Source organism: Streptomyces sp. NBC_00237 (genome assembly GCF_026342435.1).
Taxonomy (GTDB): domain Bacteria; phylum Actinomycetota; class Actinomycetes; order Streptomycetales; family Streptomycetaceae; genus Streptomyces.
On record NZ_JAPEMT010000004.1, the window covers coordinates 378,551 to 398,620 of the forward strand.

Here is a 20,070-nt window from a genome sequence, read left to right on the forward strand (position 1 = left end):
TGGGGAGCGGACCGCTGCGCGCCCACCTTCCGCAGCGCACACCCACCCCTCTCACATACCCCCCACCGGTATGTTAATGTCCGAGCTCTAGATACCCCTAGGGGGTATCAATCCGAGAGAGGGGAAGGATCATGCCAACCGTCAATCCCAAGCGCTGGTGGGCACTCGCCGTGCTGGCCACCGCGCAGTTCATGGTCATCATGGACACGTCGATCATCGGGGTCGCGCTCCCCGAGATGCAGAAGGATCTGGGCTTCTCGCAGGGCGAGTTGCAGTGGGTGTTCAACGCGTACGTGATCGCGTTCGGCGGGTTGCTGCTGCTGGGCGGGCGGCTGTCCGACCTGATCGGCGCACGGAAGATATTCGTGACCGGCTGGATCGTGATGATCGCCGGATCGGTCGTCGCGGCGGCGGCCACCACCGCCTGGGCGGAAGTGCTCGGACGCGGCGTCCAGGGCGTCGGCGGAGCGCTCATCACACCGTCCGCGATGACCCTGCTGATGATGCTCTTCGGGCACGACCGGAAGGAACTCGGCAAGGCCATGGCCTTCTACGGCGCCGCAGCCCCGGCGGGCGGCACGGCCGGAGTCTTCCTGGGCGGCGTGTTCACGGAGTGGCTGAGCTGGCCCTGGGTGTTCGTCATCTACGTTCCCATCGGCCTCGCCACTCTGGCCGCCACCCGGATACTGCCCGCCGTCGCGAGCCGCCGGGGCTCGGTGGACATCACCGGCGCGGTAGCCGTCACCGCGGGCCTCGCGCTGGCCGTCTTCGCCGTCGTACGGGCTCCGGAGACCGGCTGGGGCTCCACGGCGACGGTGCTCCAACTGCTGGGCGCGGCAGCCCTCTTGGGTGTCTTCCTCTTCATCCAGAAGTCCGTACGGGAACCCCTCATGCCGCTCGGCGTGTGGCGGGTGCCCCGGCTCGGGTCGGCGAACCTGGCGATGCTGCTGCTCGGTGCGGCGTGGATTCCGATGTGGTACTTCCTCAACCTGTACCTGCAACAGGTCCTGGGCTACGGGGCGTTCGCGAGCGGGGCGGCGCTGGTGCCGATGACCGTACTCCTGATGATCTTCATGACGGCGATCACGGCCCGGCTGATGGCGAAGTTCGGCGCGAGGCCGCTGATCGGGGGCGGGCTGCTGGTGCTGGCGGCCGGTTTGCTGTGGCTGTCGGCGGTCGAGCCGACGGGGAGCTTCCTGGTGGACGTGCTCCCGGCGTCGCTGGTCGCCGCGCTCGGCATGTCGCTCGCGTACATCCCGGCGATGATGACCGCGATGTCCGGGGCCCCGCAGGAGCAGGCCGGCCTTGCCTCCGGCATCGTCAACACCACCTACCAGGTGGGTTCGGCACTCGGCCTGGCGGCGCTGACCGCGCTGGCGACGTCACAGGGCGCGGGCGAACTCGGCGACCTCCCGGCGCTGACGGACGGGTTCGGTGCGGCCTTCGTCGGGGCGGCGGGGGTGGCCGCGCTGGGTGGACTGGTCACGTTGCTGGTGATGCGGGGCGAGAAGCGGAACGGATCTCGCCCGGGTACTGGTACCGGTTCTGGTAGCAGTTCTGGTACCGGGCAGGCTGCCGGGTCCGCGTCGGGTGAGCAGGTGGGCGTGTAGGCGGGCGTGTAGGGCGTGGGCTGCTCTGGGAGGAGCGGAGGTGTCGGGGGGTGGGCCGTCCGCGTGGCGGGGCCCACCCCCCATGGTTCTACTGGGGGCAGGGCCCGGCTACTTGGGGCAGAACTCGGCCTCCATCACGGAGTCGGTGTCCCCGCTCCAGTCGTTGTTGAGGTTCAGGGAGACGGTCTTCCGTCCGTCGCCTGAGGTCATCGTGTGGGTGGTCGAGCCGAAGATGCCGCCGGTGTGGCCCCAGATCACCTTCCCGCAGGACTGCTCCTCCTTGAAGATGCCCAGCCCGTAGCCGAGGTCGGGGCGCTGTTCGTGGACCGGGACGGTGGTCTTCATCTCCTTGAGCTGCTGCGCGGGCAGGAGCTTGCCGGTGAGGAGGGAGCGGTAGAAGCGGTTGAGGTCGGCGGTGCTGGAGATCATGCCGCCCGAGGCACCGGCCAGGGTGGGGTTGAATTCGGTGATGTCGTACTTCTTCCCGGTCGCCGGGTCGATCCCGAGCGTGCTGTACGCACGGCTGCTGGGCCGGGGCATCCGGGACTCGTCGTGCGGGACGGACGTGGCGCGCAGGCCCAGGGGGCGCACGATGCGCCGCTCGATCTCGCTCTCGTACGAGCGGTGGGTGGCCTTCTCGATGACCATTCCGGCGATGACGTAATTGGTGTTGGAGTACTGCCACTTGGCGCCGGGGTCGAATTCGGGGGCGTGACCCATGGCGACCTTCACGAGTTCGCGGGCGGGGAGGGAGTCGTAGCGGTGCTCAAGGAAGCCGACGCCCATGTGCTGCCGGGCGAACTCCGGGTCGGTGGTGTAGTCGAAGATGCCGCTGGTGTGCTGGAGGAGCTGGCGGATCGTTATCTTCTGGCCGTCGTGGCCGTGGCCGCTGACGACGCCCGGGAGCCACTTGTCGACGCGGTCGTCGAGGTGGAGCTTCCCCTCGGCTTCCAGCTGGAGCACGACGGTGGCGACGAAGGTTTTGGTGAGGGAGGCAATCCGGAAGCGGTCCTGAGGACTGCGTTCCTTCTTGGTGGTCACGTTGCCGACCCCGGCGGTGGCCGTCCAGGGCCGGGACCCGCCGGGCCCCTCGGAGCGGGCGACGACGCCGGGAGCTCCGTCACGCACGAGGGCGTCGACGGCGGCGCGGGTCTGGGCGTGGTCGTCGCCGGTACGGTCGCGGGTCTGGGCGGTGGCGGGGCTTGCGAGGGTGGCGGCGGTGAGGGCGGCCAGGGCGGTGGCGGTGAGGAGGGCGGTGCGGGTGGGACGTGCGGGCATGTGGGGTCCTTGGCGAGTCGGGTGCGTGCCGGGCGACGGGTGCGGCGGCATGTCGCGGGGGAGGACCGGGGGCGGATGTGCGGGGTTGCGCGGTCTGGGAGGGTTGACCCATTTCCAGCCAATGCCGGTCGATGGCTGAGGTTCAGGCCGCTGCGTGAGGGTCCGGCGCTTGAGGACGCGCGGCGAATCCGTACAGGGGGGCAAGGGGCGTAGCCCCCTCCGCAACAGCCGCCCGTCCCCTACCCCCCGCCCCCTACGCCTCGCCCCGCGGACCCAGCCTCCGCGTCTGTTCGCCGAGGACCTCGATCGTGCCGCGTACGTAGTCCTCGATGACCGCGAGTTCGTCCGCGTCGTACCGGGCCATGAACACTCCCATGGCCCGGCCCAGCTCCTCCAGCGCACCGGTCCCGGGCGCGTCCGGACGGGCCTCGACGAGGATCCGCCGACGGTCGCCCGCATCGGCCGCACGACGTACGTGCCCACCCCGCTCCAGCCGGTCGATCAGCCCGGTCGCCGCCCCCGAGGTGACCCCGATGCGCTGCGCCAGGACCCCGGCGGTGAACGGCCCCTCCCGACGGATCAGGCTCAGAGCGCGCTGATCGGCCGCGCTCAGCCCCAGCTGTCGGCCCACGGCCTCGTGGAAGAGGACGACCGCGGTACTCAACTCGGCCCCGAGGCGGTCCCCTTCAGGGATTCTGCGGTGATCTGGCACGGTATTGCTCCACTTCTCGTTTTCTCCGGGTCATCTCAGGGTCCTCAACCCTTCACAGCACTAAGCATCTTACTAACCTAAGGAATATGACCCGTCGAACGGAAACCGCCGCCCCCTTCCGCCCCTCCTTAAGGAGGACCATCAACTCCGTTGCGGACACGCCCCGTTGGGCCTTCGCCTTCCACCGTCTCCACGCCCTCCCCCTCACCGCCCTCGGCCTCGTCGCCGCGACCGAGCGCTTCTTCTCCCGCCTGTACGACGACCTTCCGCGACTCCCCCTCGAAGCCCTCACCCTGACCTCCCGCGTCGTCCTCGTCGGTTACGTGATCCACCTGGCGATCCGCAAGGACCCGGAGGTCGCCTTCGGCCGGGGCGAGGCCGTCGTCCCCAAGCGCCACCCCACCACCACGGCCGACTTCCTCCCCTACCTCCTGGGCCAGGGCGTCCTGCTCGGCGCGGCCACACTCCTCTTCAACCACCTGCCCGAGAACGTCCTCGTCGCATACGTCCCCGAGGCCGACCGCCCGCTCTACTTCGCCTGCCTGCTGGCCGCGAAGAACCTCACCGTCATCCCCTTCACCCTGATCTGGATGACAGGCATCGCCCGCCGCCAACTCCTGCGGGCCGAACCGGAGTAGCCGACAGCCAGAAGGCCGCACTCCGTTCGGAGCGGGCGGCCCCGCGCCAGTGGCGGGTGTGCGCCGCGAGCGCCTTCCGTCAATCCCAACTCTCCCCAGACACAAGCCACTTGGGGACTGCTCCGCGGTCATGACGTCCTTCTTACCGAGGCCGATTCCGCCGCCCCACACACCCGAGACTCCCCACACACCCGGAGCGCACCGCGTCCGACGCGGTGCGCGCTCCCTCGCCGTCGCCCTCCTCACCCTCCTCCTGACCGGATGGTGCGCAACCGCCCCGGCCCCCGCGTTCGCGGCGGACACGGACCGTCCCCTCCCGAAGAGCCCTCGAACGGCTCAGCCCGAACTGGGCGGCGCGGACGAGGCACTGCTCGCCCGGGCCCGGACGTCCGGTGCCCAGGACGTGACCGTGATGGTGGCCGCCGCACCGGGTGCCACCGAACAGCTCACCGCCCAGCTCCGCGCCGTACCCGGTACGCGGATCGACCGTACGCACGACAAGCTCGGTTACGTACGGGCCACCCTGCCCACTCCCCGGGCCGAGGCCGCGCTCCGGGCTGCGGCGCGCCTCGCCGCCGTAGAGGCAATCGACCTCAAGCGCGACGTCCGGCAGGACCGCGGGCCGGACGCCCCCAAGCCCGCCGACACCCCGGACCCGAGGCGCACCCCGCCCCCGGCCGGAACACCCCGGCGGCGAATCCGTACACCCCCACCCACGAGACCGGTGCGGTCGACTGGGAGGTCGAGTCGCTGCGCACGGCACCGCGGCTCGCCACGCCGTACGCGCTCGACGTGACGGTGCTCGGCACGGCCTTCGACCCGGCGGTGAACGTCGTGCCCGAGGCGAGGGTCGGCAGTCCCGCTCCCGTGCGCTGGCAGGTGACCAAGCAACTCGCGCCGCTGGACGCCACGTTGAAGGGCGGTCCGCTCGGTGCCGCGAAGTCCGCGCGGCCGAGCGTCAGGGAGGGCGAGACGCGGGGGCCGATCTGGACCTGATCGTCCTGAAGGACGGCCAGATGGTGGCCCTATCCGCCTCCGACGGCTCGGAGGAGTCCGTGAGCGTGCCCGCGCCGGAAGCCGGGACGTACACGGTGGTCGTCGACGGCTACGCGATCCCGTCCGGCACGACGGCGTACGACTACCGGGACGTCTACTTCGCCCCCGCGTTCGGCACGGTCCTGAGCGACGACACGAAGCCGGTCCGGCTCACCCACGGCGCATCCGCCCCCTTCCCGGCGACGGTGCGGGTCAACTCCCGCGCACCCGAAGGCCGTTGGTTGTACGGAACGGTCCAGCTACTGAACGCACGCGGCACTCCGGCGGGCGCGAGCAGTGTCCGGATCGAGAGGGTCGTGCGGTAGGAGGCGTCAGAGGGCGGGGGCGTGACACTGCTGGGCCACGGCTCCGCCCTCGCCTTCGCCCTCGCCCTCGCCCTCGCCCTGGTCGAGGATGTCCTCGTACACCCCGACCTTGAAGCGGATCAGGTCCCGGGACTCAGTGAGCCTGGCGATCTGCGCGGTCACCCGCGCCTCGTGCTCCCGCATCAGGGCGAGGCGTTCCGGCTCGTTGCCGACGCCCTCCCGGACCAGCTCGGTGTACCGGCGGAGCACGGGCAGGGGCATGCCCGAGGCCCGGAGGACGACGCAGACGGTCAGCCAGTCAACGTCCGCCGCGCCGTAGACGCGGCGTCCGCCGGAGAGGCGTCGCACGGGGTGAAGGAAGAGGCCCTCGCGCTCGTAGAAGCGCAGCGCGTGCACGCTCAGGCCGGTGCGTTCGGCGACCTGCCCGATGCTCAGATGCGTGGGGACCTCAACCATGCGGGTCAGCGTAGCGGGGCCCGGCGCGACGGGGCCCGGTGGCGGAGGGCTTGATCTAGAGCCGGGTCTAGCTCCTAGGGTCCGTCGTGCGACCGACCGGCGGCCTCCGCCGCTTCCCGTACGGGACGCACCCGCCAACCCCATGACCAGCAAAGGGCACCGCCATGCGCTACCGCACCCTCGGCAGGACCGGCATAGAGGTCAGCACGCACTGCCTCGGCACCATGATGTTCCAGGACGGCTTCAACGCCGACCACGACGACTGCGTCCGCATCATCCACGCCGCCATCGACCGGGGGATCAACTTCCTCGACACCGCCGACATGTACGGGCGGGGCGAGTCCGAGGAGATCGTCGGCAAGGCGCTGCGCGGTCGGCGTGACGACGTCGTACTCGCCACCAAGGTCCACTTCCCGATGGGCGACGGTCCCAACAAGGGCGGCAATTCACGCCGTTGGATCCTCAAGGCCGTCGAGGACAGCCTCACCCGTCTGAACACCGACTGGATCGACCTCTACCAGATCCACTTCCCCGACCACACCACCGACGTCGAGGAGACGCTCTCCGTCCTCACCGATCTCGTACGCGCGGGCAAGATCCGCTCCTTCGGCTGCTCGAACCACCAACCCGACGAGATCGTCGAGGCCCACCACGTCTCCGAGCGCCGCACCCTGGGCCGGTTCCGCACCGCGCAGCCGCCGTACTCGATCCTGGCCCGAGGCGTCGAGACCTCGCTGCTGCCCGTCGCCGAGCGGTACGGCATGGGCGTGCTGGTCTGGAGCCCGCTCGCCTTCGGCTTCCTCACCGGCAAGCACCGCAAGCACGACGAGCACCGGCCCGCCGGCCTCGCCTCCGGCGGCCGGGCCGCGTTCCGTCCGGCGAACTTCGATCCTCAACTCGCCGCCAACGCGGCCAAGTACGACGCCGTCGAGCAGCTCGTCGAGCTCGCGGACGGCATCGGCTGCACCCTCCCGCAGCTCGCGGTGGCCTTCACCGTCGCCCACCCGGGCGTCACCTCGGCCATCCTCGGGCCGCGCACCATGGGGCAGTTGGAGGGGCTGCTCGCGGGTGCCGCGCTCACCCTGGACGACGCGGCCCTCGACCGGATCGACGAGATCGTGCCGCCGGGCACGAACCTCTACGACCCGACGGCCTCCTTCCCCCCGCGCTCCCTCACCGAGACCGCCCTGCGCCGCCGCCCGCTTGCGGAGAGGTCCGCGGGCTGAGCGAGAATTCCGGGATGACTCCACCTCTGGATCACCCTCGGATTCGTGTAGCGGGATACGTCATCAGGGAGCGGGACACTCCAGAACTCCTGGTCTTCGACCACGTGGGAATACCGGATGCGGGCACCCAAGTCACAACAGGTGGTGCCGAGTTGGGTGAGGACCCGGCGGCGGCCGTCCTGCGGGAGGTCGTCGAGGAGACGGGGCTGACGACGGCCACGGTCGTACGGGAGCTGGCCGTGGAGGACAAACCCCACCCCGAGACGGGACAGCCCCGGCGCACCACCTTCTTCCTCCTCAGGGCCCCGGCGGACACCCCTGACGCGTGGGAGCACCGGGTCGAAGGGGACGGCGGCGACGCCGGGTACGTGTTCGCGTGCCGGTTCGTCCCACTCCCCCTGCCGGAGCCGCTGGCCGACGGGCAGGACGCGTGGCTGGGGCGCGTGGAGTCCTCTCTCGCCACGCGGGACCGCCGGGCCACCACCGGGTTCGCCGTCCCGCCCCACCTGTACGGGCTGCCGGGGGTGGGGTTCGGCGGCTACGCGGCCGGGCTGCTCGCGCGGCGGTACGAGGGCGGCGACCCGGTGAAGGTGAGCTTCCGCCGACCGTTGCCGCTCGGCACTCCCCTGGAGATACGGCCCGCGCCCGGGGCCTCGTACGAGATCCGGGAAGTCACCGACGGCGAAGCCCCCTTCGCGATCGCCCAGCCGTACGGGACCCCGCCCCTGCCTCCCCGCATCCCCACCTGGGAGGACGCGCTCCGCGCCGAGAAGGAGCACTCGCTCACGGACACCCCCTTCTCCACCCCCGACTGCTTCGGCTGCGGCATGGGCCGGGAACCCGGACGGGGCCTGCGGCAGAACCTCTCGGCGCTGCCCGAGGAGTCCATGGTGGCCACGACCTGGCGACCGGATCCCGAACTGAGCCCCGGCGGTACGGTTCTGCCCGTCGAGCACGTGTGGGGTGCGCTCGACTGCCCCGCCGGGTGGACCTGCCACCTCTTCTCCGACGCACCGCGCGGCACGGTCACGGCGTACCTCGCGGCGGCCGTGCTGAGGCCGGTGGTGCTGGGCGAGGAGTACGTGACGTTCGGGTGGAAGATCTCGCACTCCGGCCGCAAGTACGTGGCGGGCAGCGCCGTCGCCACCCGTGACGGTGAACTCTGCGCCCACGCCGAGTCCCTCTGGCTCAGCCCCGCCGCCGCGCACGCCTGACGATCTTCTGTACCTACTAGTATGTACACTGCGCGCCCGCAACGCCCGTTCCATGGCACGGCGGTTGGCCGCGCGGAGTGGCCGTGGTCGTCCTGACCGGCGACATGGCCACCGCGACCGCCCTCCGGCAGCACCTCCCGGCCTCCCTCGTCGTCCTCGGCGCACAACCGGCGACGCTGGCCGACCGGATCACCCGTCGCGCCCTGGGCGAAGGTCCGCCCATCTCCGGAGACCTACGCCGCGGCCTCGCAGGACCGGAGCTGGCGGCAGCGACCACCGCCGCCGAGGCGGAGGCATCCGCCCTCCGTGCGCCGCCCGGCGCACCCCTGCTGCCCACGGACGGCGCCGACCCGGACCACCTCGCTGCCTCCGCACTCGCACTGGCCGGGGTCGCACCTCAGTCAGGCAACACCCCGAACTCTTCCCGGAGTTGGCCCACATTCCGGTAGTGCACCCCCTGCATCCCGGCCTTCCTCGCCGCGACGACATTGGCAAGCGTGTCGTCCACGAACAGGCAGCGCTTCACCTCCACCCCGACCCGCAGCGCCGCCTCTTCGAAGACCCGCGGATCGGGCTTGGCGACCCCGATCCGGGAAGTGTTGACGACCGCGTCGAAGGACTTGGCGAGCCCGTGCGCGGCGAGGTACGACTCCAGCCGGGTGGTGGCGTTGGAGACGAGGACCACCGGCACCCTGCCGCGCAGGGCGGTCAGCAGTTCCATGACCTCGGTGTCGATCCGGCCGCTGAGTCCGTACCACGCGTCGACCAAGGCCCGGGCCCGTCCGGCCGTTCCGCAGGCCCCGGTCAGCGCGACGGCAACCTGTGACCGCCACTACTCGTCGGTGAGCCGTCCCGTGACGGCGTCCTCCAGCAGCTCATCGGCGAACGCCGCCCCGGCCAGGCTCCCTTCCGGGAGACCCCAGGCCCGGTCCAGTGCGGCCATGCCGTCGGGTTCCCACAGGTTCACCACTCCGTCGAAGTCGCACAGCACCGCGTCCCAGGGCAAAGAATCCATGGCCACGCATCATGCCAGCCGGATCACACCGCCAGGTACCGCCCGAAGAACGACCGTACGAGATGCCCGACCGCGCGCACCGTCACCCGGGGGTCCGCCGCCCCCACCATGCCCGCCCGCTGGGCCGCCGTCATCAGGCCCGCCTTCTGGAGCTGCGGGGCGAGGGCCGCGTAGTCGGTGAAAGCCCAGTGCCCGGCGTTCGCGATCTCGCGGCGGGTGACCGGGCCGCCGTGGGCGAGGAGCGCGGACCAGGAACGGTCGAAGCGGGCGTCGCGGAAGCCGTCGGTGCCCGCGAGGAGCAGGGGGCGGTCCGGGCGTTGCCGGGCCACCGGGAAGAGTTCGCCGTCGATTCCGTCGAGGTAGCCCTCCAGATTGATGGCCGAGGCGACGCGCCGGTCCTCGTGGAGCGCCTGGGCGACGGCGGTGCCGCCCGCCGAGTGCCCGTACAGTCCGACCCGCTGCAGACGCAGTGCGTCGAGTACGAAGCGGAGGTCGGCGACCCGGGTCCCGATCATGGTGCGGAAGCGCGCCGCATCCATCGTGTCCGGGCGCAGCTCGGTCGGCCGCACGGGTTCCGGGCGTCCCGGCGGCCGTACGCCGGGGAACTCGACCTGGCTGGCGTCCCCGGGGTGGTCCACCAGGACCACGGTCCAGCCGTGCGAGGCGAGGTCGGTCGCCAGGGCGCTGCCCATGGTGCGGGAGTCGCCGCCGCCGGGGCTGTAGAGGAGGGTGGGGCGTCGTCGCGGCAGGGGCGTGGTCCCGGTGCGGGCGTGGGTGAGGGTGGCTCCCCAGTCGACTCCGGCGGGCGGCAGGTACGGGGCGCGGACCAGATGGGCGAGGCGGGTGAACCAGGTGGCGGCTTCGGGCGTGAGCTGCGGCAGCCGAGGGTGCCGCCCGCTGGGGAGGGCCGGTCGCAGGACGGTGACCATGAGTTCGCGCACGCCGATGGCGGGGTTCCACGGGTCGTTGCGCGACGCGTCGACGAGGTACCGGACGTCACCTCCGACGGGGTACGGGCCGGTGGGCGGGGGCAGTCGGAGTGTCACGCCGCGCGAACTCCCCTCGGCGCGTGCGGAGTTGGCTTGAGTGCCCCCGAGGGCGAGCGCTGCTGCGGCACCGCCCTTGAGGAAGGTGCGGCGGCGGGGCGAGGAAGAGATGCTCATGACAGGATCGTGAAGGCGTCCCGGGCCGGGGACGAGGCTTGCGGCCAGGACCGAAAGGCTTGCGTGGGGAAGGGGGTTGTGCATGATCCGGATCCACTTCACGGCGGAGGACCTCGCCCGCCTGCGCTTCGCCCCGCGTCCGGCCCCCGTGCCGGAGTTGCACGCGGCGCTGATGACGCTCGGTTCCCCGCCCAATGAACTGGCCGACGAACCGCCGAACGAACCGCCGAACGAACCGCCCACCGACCCGCCCCAGGACCCGCTGCACGTCCACTGGCGCACGAAGCTCGTGCGTGCCCTCCCCGCCGCCACCGGCCCCCTCGCCGACCTGGTCCCGGACGGCCGCCCGCCCGCCTTCCTCGACGTCGTCGGCGAATCGCTCGACGAGGGCTGCGAGTTGATCCGGTCCGCGCGCCCCGAGGTCGTCAGGGCCGAGATCGAGCGGTCGTACGGCCGCCGCCCCGCCCCGCCCTGGATTCGCGCCCTGCACAGCGGTCTCCCCGAAGCCTGGCGGATCTGGGAGCGCGCCCAGCGGGCTGCGTACGAGTCCGTCCTCGCCCCCGTCTGGCCCCTGATCCAGGACCTCCACCGCGCGGAGTTCACCCGCCACGCGCTCGCCGTCGCCGAGCACGGTCTCGGAGCCGCGCTGACGGCCGTCGCCCCCGGCTCCTGTCTCCACGACGGGGTCTGGGAACTGCCGCCCGCCGCACCCCCCTTCGCCCCCACGGACGCCGTGCGCGACGTCCACCTCTCCGGTCGCGGCCTGGTCCTGTTCCCGACCTTCCACTGGCGGCCCGGGCCCCTCGTCCAGGACCTCCCCGACCAGCCGGGACGCCCGGTCTCCCTCGCGTACCCGGCGGGCCCTGGCATCCCCCACCTCACCAGCAGCGCACCGCAGGACGCCGGCACCGCCCCCCTCGCGGGAGTCATCGGCCGTACCCGCCTCGCGCTCCTGCGCGCCCTCGACGAGTCGCCGACCACGACGGGCCTGGCCCTGCGCCTCGGCGTCAGCAACGCCACGGCCTCGGCGCACGCCTCCGCACTGCGGGCGGCGGGTCTGCTCACCACCACCCGCACGGGCCTCTCGGTCCGCCACACCCGCACCCCGCTCGCGGACCTGCTGGTCGGCGGCTGACCGTACGACATCACTCACGTCAGTACGAGCACCGTGGCGAGGGCCGGTCCGAGTGCCCCGCCGAGCTGGTAGCAGAGCACGAACAGGCTGATGGCGGACGGCCGTTGGGCCTCCGACGCGTGCTGGGCCGTGCGCACGGACAGCACCGCGTTGCTGCCGGTCGCGACGAACACGGCCGCCGCCGCCGCGAGGAGCAGCGCCACTCCCCAGGGGGCGAAGGCGGCGGTGAGCGGCGCGGCGGCACCGAGGCCGACGAGGACGGTGAGCACCTTGCGGTGGCCGATCCTGGGCGCGGCGGCGGCGAGCAGCCAGGAGAGCACGGAGCCGGTGAGGAGCGCGACGAGCTGGCCGGTGCCGATGGCCGCCGCGCTCCAGTCCGTACGCCGCCGGACGAGCTCCGGGAGGGCGAAGAGCAGGATGAAGTACGAGGTCGAGAAGACGAAGGCGGGCAGGGCCGAGCCGATGAACGCGCGGGAGCGCAGCACGGCGGCGGGCGCGAAGCCGTCCGGGCGGCGACGGACGTGCAGGACGAGCGGGACGGTCACGACGGCGGCGGCCAGGACGCCGGGGCCTTCCGCAAGGCGGCCATGGTCACCTCCGGCGCGATCACCAACCGCATCGACAGGCTGGAGGCAAAGGGCCTGGTCGAACGGGTCCGGGACACCGGGGACCGCCGCTCGGTGAAGATCCGCCTCACCGAGAAGGGCCACGAGGTCACCCGCGACTACATGACCGGCCACCTCGCCAACGAGGCCCGTCTGCTCGCCCCGTTCGACCGGGAGGAGTGCGAGGCCCTGGCCCAGCAGCTGCGCCGGCTGCTGATCTCGCTCGGCGACACCACCATCACGTAACCCCTGCCCGTGCCCTCCTGCGCCTCAGGCGGTGAATCCCACTTTCGTGACGTACTCGTCGAGCAGGGTCATCGCATCGGGGATCGCCCGCTTGAGCAGACTTGAGCAGAGCGGCCGTCGCCTCGTCCACGCCGCCACCGTGCCCGGCGAGGGCGTCCCGGCCGGGGCGGGCAGCGGCACCTGGGGAGCCACGCCGGAGAGCAGTGAACCGATGGCGCCGACGTCACTCACCGAGTCGACCCCTTCGCCCGGTGGGCGGTGCGTGCGGTGGTGGTGCGTGAGGTGCTGGTGGTACGTCGATGGGCGGCGGGCAGCGCTTCACACGCCCGCGCGGGGCCGTCGAGCAGGTCGAGCGGGCGCATGCCGTAGTGGGCGGCGAGGGCGTCGATGTCGTCCAGCTGCCAGGCGGCGGCCCCGGACTGACGGCGCGAGACCTGCGTCTGCGTCAGCCCGAGTACGTCCGCGACGGTGCGCTGCGAGTGTCCGGTCGCCTGCATGAGCGCGGCGACGGTCACCCGCAACAACTCCTGCAAGCTCAGTCCCATGACCCTCACCCTACCAATGGGTCATGCGACTTCCGCATGAGGTGAGAGTGGGGGCGGAGCCGGGCCGACCCGGATCCACCCCCACCCGGCTCACGGTGCGGGGTGCTCGCTGTTTTCGAGTGCCATGTACAGGCGGGTGCCGTGCGGCCGGAAGCCGACGCGTTCGTAGATGCGGCGGGCGTCCTCGCCCTCGTACTCCAGCCAGACGGAACCCGCTCCCCGGGCGAACAGGGTCTCGCTCAGGGACGCGGTGACCGCGGCGGCGATCCCGCGCCCTCGGTACGCGGGCCGGGTGCCCACGCCCGCCAGTTCCGCGGTGCCCGCGGCGGGTGCGGAGCAGGTCGCGGCACCGGCGCAGCTGCCGTCGGGGGCGCGGACGAACCGGACCGCCCCGCCGCCCGCCTCGATGCGGCGCAGCCTCGCCGCACCCGCGTTGGTCGCGGACGCGTTGGTCACGGACGCGGGCGGGATCTCGGCTCCGTACGCCTCGGACAGCGCGGCGTCGATCGCCGCGAAGTCGTCGTCCGTGCGCGGGACCGCCACGTGCACGGGCGGGTGGTCGGCGGACGGCACGCGGAACCCGGCCGGGGTGACGAGCGTGGCCGGGGTGCACACCATGTACGGATGCACCGCCTCCGTGGTGAAACCCGCACGCCGGAGCGCCGGTTCGACGGCGGGAGCACCGTCCGGGGCGAACTCCAGACGCGGTACGAGGCCCCGCGCGCGGAACGCCTCCACGAGGTCCGCGACGTCCCGGTCGGTCGGACGGGCGCCGGGGAGCGGGGTGGCGTAGTTGAGGTTGCGGTCGGTGGTGGAAGGGTCGAAGCCCGCGACGAATCCACCGACTTCGACCGGTTCGGGTCGGCGGCGGAGGTTGTGCGCGGCAAAGCTCTGGACGTTGATGTCCATGGTGTGGATGACCTCACGAAGAAGAACTGCGGGTGTACGGGACGGGTGGAGCGTCCGCCGTACGCCGGTGCGCACCGTGCCGGAAGCGGCAGGGTGTCAGGGCCGACGGCGGCCGCGCAGGGGCGCCGCAATCATTGGCTTCAGTCCTTCGGGGTGAGTGCTTGTGTGCGGGGGCCTGGTGCAGGCCGGAGAAACATTCCCACACGGGACCGAGGAGGGGCAATGCCTTTTCGGGGGCGGCTCACGACGGCCGGGGGCTGCTCACGAGGGGGCGGGGGCTGCTCACGGGGGGCCAGGCACTGCTCACGAGGAGCCGGGCGCGACGAGGCCCGTGAGCATGCGGCGGACCGTCCGGTCGAACAGGGCCTCCGGGTCGGGCTCCGGGGACGCGGCGAGTGCGGCGCGGAGCCGGGGGCGGTCCCCCTGCTCGGCGGCCCTGGTCAGGTAGGCGGCCTGGGCGACCGCGCGGCCGCCGGGAGCCCTCGCGGACTGGAGTTCCGCGCGGGCGAACTGGGCGATCAGCGCGTTCAGAAGCGCGACGACCTGGAGCTTGGCCGGGCCGGAGAGAGGGACCGGAGCCAGCGCGGCGAGCGAGTGCTCCAGGTGGTCGAGCCCGTTCGGCCCCAGGCGCAGGGGCTCCGGGGGGAGGTCGGCGAGCCAGGGGTGCCGGAGGTGGAGGGCCTTGGTGCGGACGGCCAGGGCGGTCAGGTCCGCCACCGGGTCGCCCTGGAGCGGGTCCCGCTCCAGCTCTGCCACGACCGCGTCGGCCATGAGGTCGAGCAGGTCGTCGCGCCCGGCGACGTACCGGTAGAGGGAAGCCTGCCCGGTGCCAAGCGCCTGGGCGACCTGCCGCATCGAGACCGCCGCCAGTCCCTCGCGGTCCGCCAATTCCACTGCGGTGGCGGCCAGTTGGTGGCGGCTGTGTGCGGCAGCGGGGCCTCGGGCGCCTCGTTCGGGGCGGTCCCAGACGGTCATGGGCTCCTGCGGCACGGGGGTTCCTCCTGGCGGATCGCGGCCCTTTCCGAAGCGGGGCCGGATGCCCTAGTGTAGAACTGCGAACGACGGTCGCAGTTTATGGCCCGCACCGATTCCCGCACGCTTTTCCCCGCACGCCCTCTCGGGAGGCACTTTCCATGACGACCACGCCCGCAGCCCCCGCCGCATCCCCCTGGGGCCCCCTCCGCTTCGCCGAGAACGGGCCCGTACGACTCGCCTTCGACGAGTGGACCGAGCAGACCGGGCCCAGCGCGCGAACCGGGCCCACCGGTGGTGAGCCGCTCCTGCTCGCCACCGGTCTGGGTGCGAACCGGCTCTGGGTGCCGGACGGCCTGTGCCGGATGCTCGCCGAGCACGGCTTCACGGTCGTCCGGTACGACCAGCGGGACGGCGGCCAGTCCACCCACCTCCCGGCCACGGCCGCCCGCAACCCCATCGCCGCCCTGTTCGCCAAGCGTCAGAGCGCCTACACCGCCGAGGACATGACGGAGGACGCCATCGCCGTACTGGACGAACTGGGCTGGGATTCGGCGCATCTGGTCGGCGTCTCGCTCGGCGGCGCCGTCGTGCAGCGCGTGGCTCTGCGGCACCCGGAACGGGTGCGGACGCTGACCACGATGGCCTCCGTCCCGGGAGACGTCGCCGGGCTGCGGGCCCTGCCGTACATCCGGCTGAGCACCCTCGCGAAGTTCGCCCGCCTGAAGTTTCCCGACACTCGGGAGGGGGCGGTCGCGGCGGGCATCGAGGTGACCCGGCTGCTCGCCTCGCCGCGCCGGACGTTCGACGAGGCGGCCGCGCGCGCCGCCGTGGAGGCCAATCCGGACGGCGGGGTGTACGACCAGGAGGCGCAGAGCCGCCAGATCGGGGCGCAGTGGCACGGGCCGTCGATCGACGGGATCGACCGGCCCCTGCTCGTCCTGCACGGCGAGGACGATCCCCTGATCAAGCCCCGCGCGGCCAAGGCCATCGCGTCCCGGGTGCCGGGGGCTCGACTGGTGCCGCTGCCCCGGGTCGGGCACGAGGTTCCGGAGCCGTCGTGGGAACGCATCGTCACGGAAATCCGGCAGTTGGCACAGTCCTCCTGAACCGCACCACCTGCTACGCCTTCGCGGAATTGTCTTCCAGTCGCCGCACCGAGACGAACAGAAGCGGCAGCAGCGTCACCACGAAGAAGAGAATTCCACCGGCCACCGCGACATGCCCCGCACCGAATGCGGCGGCGATCGGCATGACGGAGAGCTGCCCCACGGGAATCGCCACGTACGAGCCGAATTCGTCGTACGAACTCACCCGCGAAATCATGTCGTTCGGCACGTTCGACTGGAGTGCGGTCTCCCAGGCGATGTTGAAGGTCCCTGATCCGATTCCGGCGATGAAGGTGGCCAGTACCAGCCAGTGGACCTCCGAATCCATCCCGAGCAGCACGAAGGGAATGGCGTTCAACGCCATTCCGCACAAGCCCGTCGCCAGGGGCCTGCGCAGGACGAATTTCAGGGCGAGGAATCCCGCGACGAGCAGTCCGACGGCTTTGGCACCGGACACGACTCCCCAGCCCGCCGCCCCGATGCCCTGGTTCGCGATGACCGGGCCGAGCACCTGCCACACGCCCATCTGGACGGCGTTCAGCACGGCGAAGGCAAGGGTGACGGACCAGATCCAGGAGTGCGTACGGAAGTAGCCCCAGCCCTCCTTGAGCTCGCGCAGCAGGTTCCGGGAGGCTGACTTCGGGGTGCCCGGCAGCGAGATCCTGGTCATGCAGAAGGCGGCGACGAGGTACGAGAACGCGTCGAGCGCGAGGGCCGGGCCGCCACCGGTCAGCGCGACCAGGAGGCCCGCCACGGGCGGCCCCATGATGCGGGTGGCGCTCCGGGAAATGCTCAGCAGGGAATTCGCCCTGCGCAGGTCCGCGGTCGCCACCAATTGCGGGACGATTCCGCGCAGGGCGGGGCTGGTGAAAGCCTGGAAGGCGCCGTTCAACGCGACCAGGGGAATGAGCACCAGCGGATTCTGCTGGGTGATCACACAGAACGCGACGGCGGCCTGGCTGATTCCGGCCCCGGTATGGGTGACCCGCAGGAGAACGTCACGGCTGAACCGGTCGGCCAGCCCGCCGCCTATCAGGGTGAAACAGATGAGCGGTATGATCCCGGCGGCAAGGATGAATCCGAGGTGTTTCGGGTCGTTCGTGACCTGAAGGACTCCGAAGGTCAGTGCGACCGGCGTCATCGAACCGCCGAGATATGAGACGAGTCTGCCCGCGAAGAACCAGCGGAACCGTGGCGAGGAAAGCGGACCCGGCGTCTGCGGGGCTTCCGACGGGACTGGTGCGGCACGCTTCCCCGGTGTGATCATGACGGGTCAGTATGCCAGGACGAGGACGCTTCAATTCCTCCGGATATACCCCTTAGATTCCCTAAGTCCGGCCACTATTGCACGTTTTGACGGCCGCCAGCGGTGAACATGTCAGATATGGAGATTCTTGGTTCCCCGGTCAGTTCGTACAACGAATGGGACCCTCTGGAAGAGATAGTCGTCGGCCGCCTGGACGGTTCGACGATTCCCTCCGACCACCCGGTGGTGCTCTGCAACATCCCGCCCTGGGCGGGCCGATTACAGGGCCTGGCCGCCGGGTTCCGCTATCCGAAGCTCCTGATCGAGCGCGCGCAGGAGGAACTCGACCGGTTCGTCGCCCTGTTGGAGTCCCTCGGCGTCACGGTCAAGCGCCCCGACGCCGTCGACCACAAACAGCGCTTCAGCACCCCCGACTGGTCGTCGCGCGGCTTCTGCAACACCTGCCCGCGCGACAGCATGCTGGTGATCGGCGACGAGATCATCGAGACGCCGATGGCCTGGCCCTGCCGCTACTTCGAGACCCACTCCTACCGCCCGCTCCTCAAGGACTACTTCCGGCGCGGAGCCCGCTGGACGGCAGCCCCGAAGCCGCAGCTCACCGACGAACTCTTCGACCCGGACTTCCGCGTTCCGAAGCCGGGCGAGCCGATGCGGTACCTCCTCACGGAGTTCGAGCCGGTCTTCGACGCGGCGGATTTCGTACGCGCCGGACGCGACCTGTTCGTGACGCGCAGCAACGTCACCAACGCCATGGGCATCGAGTGGCTGCGCCGTCACCTCGGCCCTGAATTCCGCATCCACGAGATCGAGAGCCGCTGCCGCACCCCCATGCACATCGACACCACCTTCTGCCTGCTCGCCCCCGGAAAGGTGCTGGTCAACCCCGAGTACATCGACGTCGACCGACTGCCGGACGTGCTGAGCTCCTGGGACGTCCTGATCGCCCCCGAACCGGAACCCATCAAGGATCCGCTGCTCAAACTCACGTCGATGTGCGGGAAGTGGCTGAGCATGAACGTCCTCATGGTCGACGAGAAGCGGGTGATCGCGGAACGGCATCACACGGGCATGCTCCGCGCGCTGGAGAGCTGGGGCCTCGAACCCATCCCGTGCGACCTGCTGCACTACGCACCGTTCGGCGGCTCCTTCCACTGCGCGACGCTGGACGTCAGGCGGCGCGGCACCCTGGAGTCGTACGTCTGACGCATACGGCTGACGCGTACGTCCGAGTCGTGCGTCGACTGACCGGAGGTCCCCCGTTCGGCGGTGCGCCATACGAGCGGGCCCGGCCCGGAAGCGGTACCGGGAGACGAGCGGAGGGAACACGTCCGCCATGAACCTCACCCCTGGCACCCCCCTGCACACCCTGGCCGCCGAAGGATCGCCCGCCCTGTGGCTGCTGGTGATCGGCGTGCCCGTCGTCCTCCTCCTACTGGGCGCCTTCTGGTACGGGAGCAAGCGCGCCGAGCGCCACCGCGCGAACCTGCCGCAGGAGCCGCAGCCCGGCGCGGACTCGTGGCAGACCCCGGACGAGTCGACCGGCCGTGACGAACACGGAGGCCCTGGTTCCCGCTGACACCACGAAGGCCGACACCCGGAAGGCTGACAACCGGAAGGCCGACAACCGGAAGGCTGACACCCAGACGGCTGACGCCCGAAAGGCTGACGCCCAGAAGCCCCCCCGCCTAGCCTGTCCCGCATGCCATCGACACCCCAACTCCCCCTCCTCGGGCCTTTCCTGGTCGCCTTCGCCCGGCGGCAGGCCGTGCGTACCGTCGACGTCCCGGGCGGATTCGCCGTGTACGACGACGCGTTCGCGCAGTCCCGCGCGAACAACCACGTGATCGTCGACTCGACTCTCGAAACCGGCGACGCCGTCGACCCCGAGAAGCTGCCCGCCCTCGCGGACAAGGTGCTCGGGCATCTGCCGCACCGCATGATCAACGTCCTTGACGACGCGACCGGCGTCGCGTGCACGGAGCCCCTGCGCCGGGCCGGGTACGGCCGGTCCACGTACGTGTTCATGGTGCACACGGGTCCGGTGCCGACCGCCGCAGGAGCCACCGCGGTGGAGGTCGGTCTCGACGAACTCCGCGCCCCGCTCGACAGGCAGTGGCGCAGCGCCCTCCCGGACGTCGACGACGAGGTGATCCGCCAGCTCGTGGAGCGGCGCGAGACACGGCGCAGGGGGGCCGACACCGTACGCTTCCTCGCCGACCACACCCCGGCGGGCGAGGTCGCCTCGTGGGCCGACCTCTATCTCGACCCGGTCTCCGGCATCGCCCAGATAGAGGACCTGAACACCTCGCCCGACCATCTCCGGCGCGGCCACGCGGACGCCGTTCTCGCGACCGCCCTGCGGATGGCCGAGGACGCGGGCTGCGGGCTCCGGTTCCTGACCGCCGACGCGACGGACTGGCCGCAGCACTGGTACGCGCGCCGGGGCTTCTCGGCCGTGGGCCGCTTCCACTGCTTCGAACGGGGCTGACGGCCGCCCCGTCGGGTGCGGCTTTCCGCACCCGGCCGTTACGGGAAACCGCACCCCACCGGGCGGCAACCCTCATACCGGCGCTGAGCTGCGATTCCTAGCGTGGGAGTCGTCGGAGCGA

The 20,070-nt window shown here is 71.3% G+C and carries 25 protein-coding genes and 1 pseudogene; 14 read left to right on the top strand and 12 right to left on the bottom strand.

The window, feature by feature from the left end; all coding sequences use genetic code 11:
* Positions 1-131: 131 nt before the first annotated feature.
* Positions 132-1,610 (top strand): MFS transporter, encoded by a 1,479-nt coding sequence (locus tag OG897_RS34065; protein ID WP_266663073.1) that lies wholly within the window; start codon positions 132-134, stop codon positions 1,608-1,610.
* Between the two features lie 108 nt (positions 1,611-1,718).
* Here OG897_RS34065 and OG897_RS34070 read toward each other — a convergent pair whose 3' ends face one another.
* A complete protein-coding gene (locus OG897_RS34070) occupies positions 1,719-2,888 on the bottom strand; it encodes a serine hydrolase (protein ID WP_266663075.1) in 1,170 nt (389 codons plus the stop codon).
* A gap of 253 nt (positions 2,889-3,141) precedes the next feature.
* Positions 3,142-3,552 (bottom strand): MarR family transcriptional regulator, encoded by a 411-nt coding sequence (locus OG897_RS34075; RefSeq protein WP_266663077.1) that lies wholly within the window; start codon positions 3,550-3,552, stop codon positions 3,142-3,144.
* 134 nt (positions 3,553-3,686) lie between these two features.
* Between OG897_RS34075 and OG897_RS34080 the strand changes: the two genes are divergently transcribed.
* The 4 genes from OG897_RS34080 to OG897_RS34095 all read left to right on the top strand — a co-directional run bounded on the left by OG897_RS34080 (position 3,687) and on the right by OG897_RS34095 (position 5,599).
* Positions 3,687-4,238, top strand: coding sequence for a hypothetical protein (locus tag OG897_RS34080; protein WP_266663079.1), 552 nt, complete (start codon positions 3,687-3,689; stop codon positions 4,236-4,238).
* Between the two features lie 130 nt (positions 4,239-4,368).
* Positions 4,369-5,034, top strand: a complete 666-nt coding sequence (locus OG897_RS34085) for a hypothetical protein (RefSeq protein ID WP_266663081.1) — start codon at positions 4,369-4,371, stop codon at positions 5,032-5,034.
* Positions 5,031-5,234, top strand: a complete 204-nt coding sequence (locus OG897_RS34090; protein ID WP_266663083.1) for a hypothetical protein — start codon at positions 5,031-5,033, stop codon at positions 5,232-5,234. The genes OG897_RS34085 and OG897_RS34090 overlap by 4 nt, the downstream gene beginning before the upstream one ends.
* 20 nt (positions 5,235-5,254) lie before the next feature.
* Entirely contained in the window at positions 5,255-5,599 is a 345-nt protein-coding gene (locus tag OG897_RS34095) for a hypothetical protein (RefSeq protein WP_266663085.1), read from the top strand.
* 6 nt (positions 5,600-5,605) lie between these two features.
* Here OG897_RS34095 and OG897_RS34100 read toward each other — a convergent pair whose 3' ends face one another.
* On the bottom strand, positions 5,606-6,055 hold the full coding sequence (locus OG897_RS34100) for a MerR family transcriptional regulator (RefSeq protein ID WP_266663087.1): 450 nt from the start codon (positions 6,053-6,055) through the stop codon (positions 5,606-5,608).
* Positions 6,056-6,219: 164 nt separating this feature from the next.
* Here OG897_RS34100 and OG897_RS34105 point away from each other — a divergent pair, with 164 nt between their 5' ends.
* From OG897_RS34105 to OG897_RS34115, 3 genes and pseudogenes are all read left to right on the top strand, one after another.
* Positions 6,220-7,281 carry an aldo/keto reductase gene (locus OG897_RS34105; RefSeq protein WP_266663089.1) on the top strand — a complete coding sequence of 354 codons (1,062 nt, stop codon included), beginning with the start codon at positions 6,220-6,222 and terminating at the stop codon, positions 7,279-7,281.
* Between the two features lie 14 nt (positions 7,282-7,295).
* Positions 7,296-7,718: pseudogene (locus tag OG897_RS34110) on the top strand (NUDIX domain-containing protein); the annotation flags it as partial.
* A gap of 860 nt (positions 7,719-8,578) precedes the next feature.
* Entirely contained in the window at positions 8,579-8,944 is a 366-nt protein-coding gene (locus tag OG897_RS34115) for a hypothetical protein (RefSeq protein ID WP_266663091.1), read from the top strand.
* On the opposite strand, the gene OG897_RS34120 is transcribed toward OG897_RS34115, so the two are convergent.
* The 3 genes from OG897_RS34120 to OG897_RS34130 all read right to left on the bottom strand — a co-directional run bounded on the left by OG897_RS34120 (position 8,893) and on the right by OG897_RS34130 (position 10,673).
* Entirely contained in the window at positions 8,893-9,264 is a 372-nt protein-coding gene (locus OG897_RS34120) for an HAD-IA family hydrolase (RefSeq protein WP_323188143.1), read from the bottom strand. The genes OG897_RS34115 and OG897_RS34120 overlap by 52 nt on opposite strands.
* A gap of 63 nt (positions 9,265-9,327) precedes the next feature.
* Positions 9,328-9,510 carry a hypothetical protein gene (locus OG897_RS34125; protein WP_266663093.1) on the bottom strand — a complete coding sequence of 61 codons (183 nt, stop codon included), beginning with the start codon at positions 9,508-9,510 and terminating at the stop codon, positions 9,328-9,330.
* Between the two features lie 23 nt (positions 9,511-9,533).
* On the bottom strand, positions 9,534-10,673 hold the full coding sequence (locus OG897_RS34130) for an alpha/beta fold hydrolase (protein ID WP_266663095.1): 1,140 nt from the start codon (positions 10,671-10,673) through the stop codon (positions 9,534-9,536).
* 82 nt (positions 10,674-10,755) lie between these two features.
* On the opposite strand from OG897_RS34130, the gene OG897_RS34135 reads away from it, so the two are divergent.
* Entirely contained in the window at positions 10,756-11,808 is a 1,053-nt protein-coding gene (locus OG897_RS34135; RefSeq protein WP_266663097.1) for a helix-turn-helix transcriptional regulator, read from the top strand.
* Positions 11,809-11,822: 14 nt separating this feature from the next.
* On the opposite strand, the gene OG897_RS34140 is transcribed toward OG897_RS34135, so the two are convergent.
* On the bottom strand, positions 11,823-12,353 hold the full coding sequence (locus OG897_RS34140) for an MFS transporter (protein WP_266663099.1): 531 nt from the start codon (positions 12,351-12,353) through the stop codon (positions 11,823-11,825).
* On the opposite strand from OG897_RS34140, the gene OG897_RS34145 reads away from it, so the two are divergent.
* On the top strand, positions 12,330-12,659 hold the full coding sequence (locus OG897_RS34145; protein WP_323188144.1) for a MarR family transcriptional regulator: 330 nt from the start codon (positions 12,330-12,332) through the stop codon (positions 12,657-12,659). The genes OG897_RS34140 and OG897_RS34145 overlap by 24 nt on opposite strands.
* A 24-nt stretch (positions 12,660-12,683) precedes the next feature.
* On the opposite strand, the gene OG897_RS34150 is transcribed toward OG897_RS34145, so the two are convergent.
* The 4 genes from OG897_RS34150 to OG897_RS34165 all read right to left on the bottom strand — a co-directional run bounded on the left by OG897_RS34150 (position 12,684) and on the right by OG897_RS34165 (position 15,088).
* On the bottom strand, positions 12,684-12,890 hold the full coding sequence (locus OG897_RS34150) for a hypothetical protein (protein WP_266663101.1): 207 nt from the start codon (positions 12,888-12,890) through the stop codon (positions 12,684-12,686).
* Entirely contained in the window at positions 12,887-13,204 is a 318-nt protein-coding gene (locus OG897_RS34155; RefSeq protein ID WP_266663103.1) for a helix-turn-helix domain-containing protein, read from the bottom strand. The genes OG897_RS34150 and OG897_RS34155 overlap by 4 nt, the downstream gene beginning before the upstream one ends.
* Positions 13,205-13,294: 90 nt before the next feature.
* The gene (locus OG897_RS34160) at positions 13,295-14,113 is read right to left on the bottom strand and encodes a GNAT family N-acetyltransferase (RefSeq protein ID WP_266663105.1); all 819 of its coding nucleotides are present in this window, start codon (positions 14,111-14,113) and stop codon (positions 13,295-13,297) included.
* Between the two features lie 303 nt (positions 14,114-14,416).
* Complete coding sequence (locus tag OG897_RS34165) at positions 14,417-15,088, bottom strand: TetR/AcrR family transcriptional regulator (RefSeq protein WP_266663725.1); 672 nt, start codon at positions 15,086-15,088, stop codon at positions 14,417-14,419.
* A 158-nt stretch (positions 15,089-15,246) separates the two neighbouring features.
* Here OG897_RS34165 and OG897_RS34170 point away from each other — a divergent pair, with 158 nt between their 5' ends.
* Positions 15,247-16,194: an alpha/beta fold hydrolase gene (locus OG897_RS34170; protein ID WP_266663107.1), complete on the top strand. Its 948-nt coding sequence runs from the start codon at positions 15,247-15,249 to the stop codon at positions 16,192-16,194.
* Between the two features lie 13 nt (positions 16,195-16,207).
* On the opposite strand, the gene OG897_RS34175 is transcribed toward OG897_RS34170, so the two are convergent.
* Entirely contained in the window at positions 16,208-17,461 is a 1,254-nt protein-coding gene (locus OG897_RS34175; protein WP_266663109.1) for an MFS transporter, read from the bottom strand.
* A gap of 117 nt (positions 17,462-17,578) precedes the next feature.
* Between OG897_RS34175 and OG897_RS34180 the strand changes: the two genes are divergently transcribed.
* The 3 genes from OG897_RS34180 (at position 17,579) to OG897_RS34190 (ending at position 19,949) form a co-directional block, all read left to right on the top strand.
* Positions 17,579-18,664: an amidinotransferase gene (locus OG897_RS34180; protein ID WP_266663111.1), complete on the top strand. Its 1,086-nt coding sequence runs from the start codon at positions 17,579-17,581 to the stop codon at positions 18,662-18,664.
* A 130-nt stretch (positions 18,665-18,794) separates the two neighbouring features.
* Positions 18,795-19,037: a DUF6479 family protein gene (locus tag OG897_RS34185; protein WP_266663113.1), complete on the top strand. Its 243-nt coding sequence runs from the start codon at positions 18,795-18,797 to the stop codon at positions 19,035-19,037.
* A 123-nt stretch (positions 19,038-19,160) separates the two neighbouring features.
* On the top strand, positions 19,161-19,949 hold the full coding sequence (locus OG897_RS34190; protein ID WP_266663117.1) for a GNAT family N-acetyltransferase: 789 nt from the start codon (positions 19,161-19,163) through the stop codon (positions 19,947-19,949).
* The last annotated feature ends 121 nt before the right edge of the window (positions 19,950-20,070 follow it).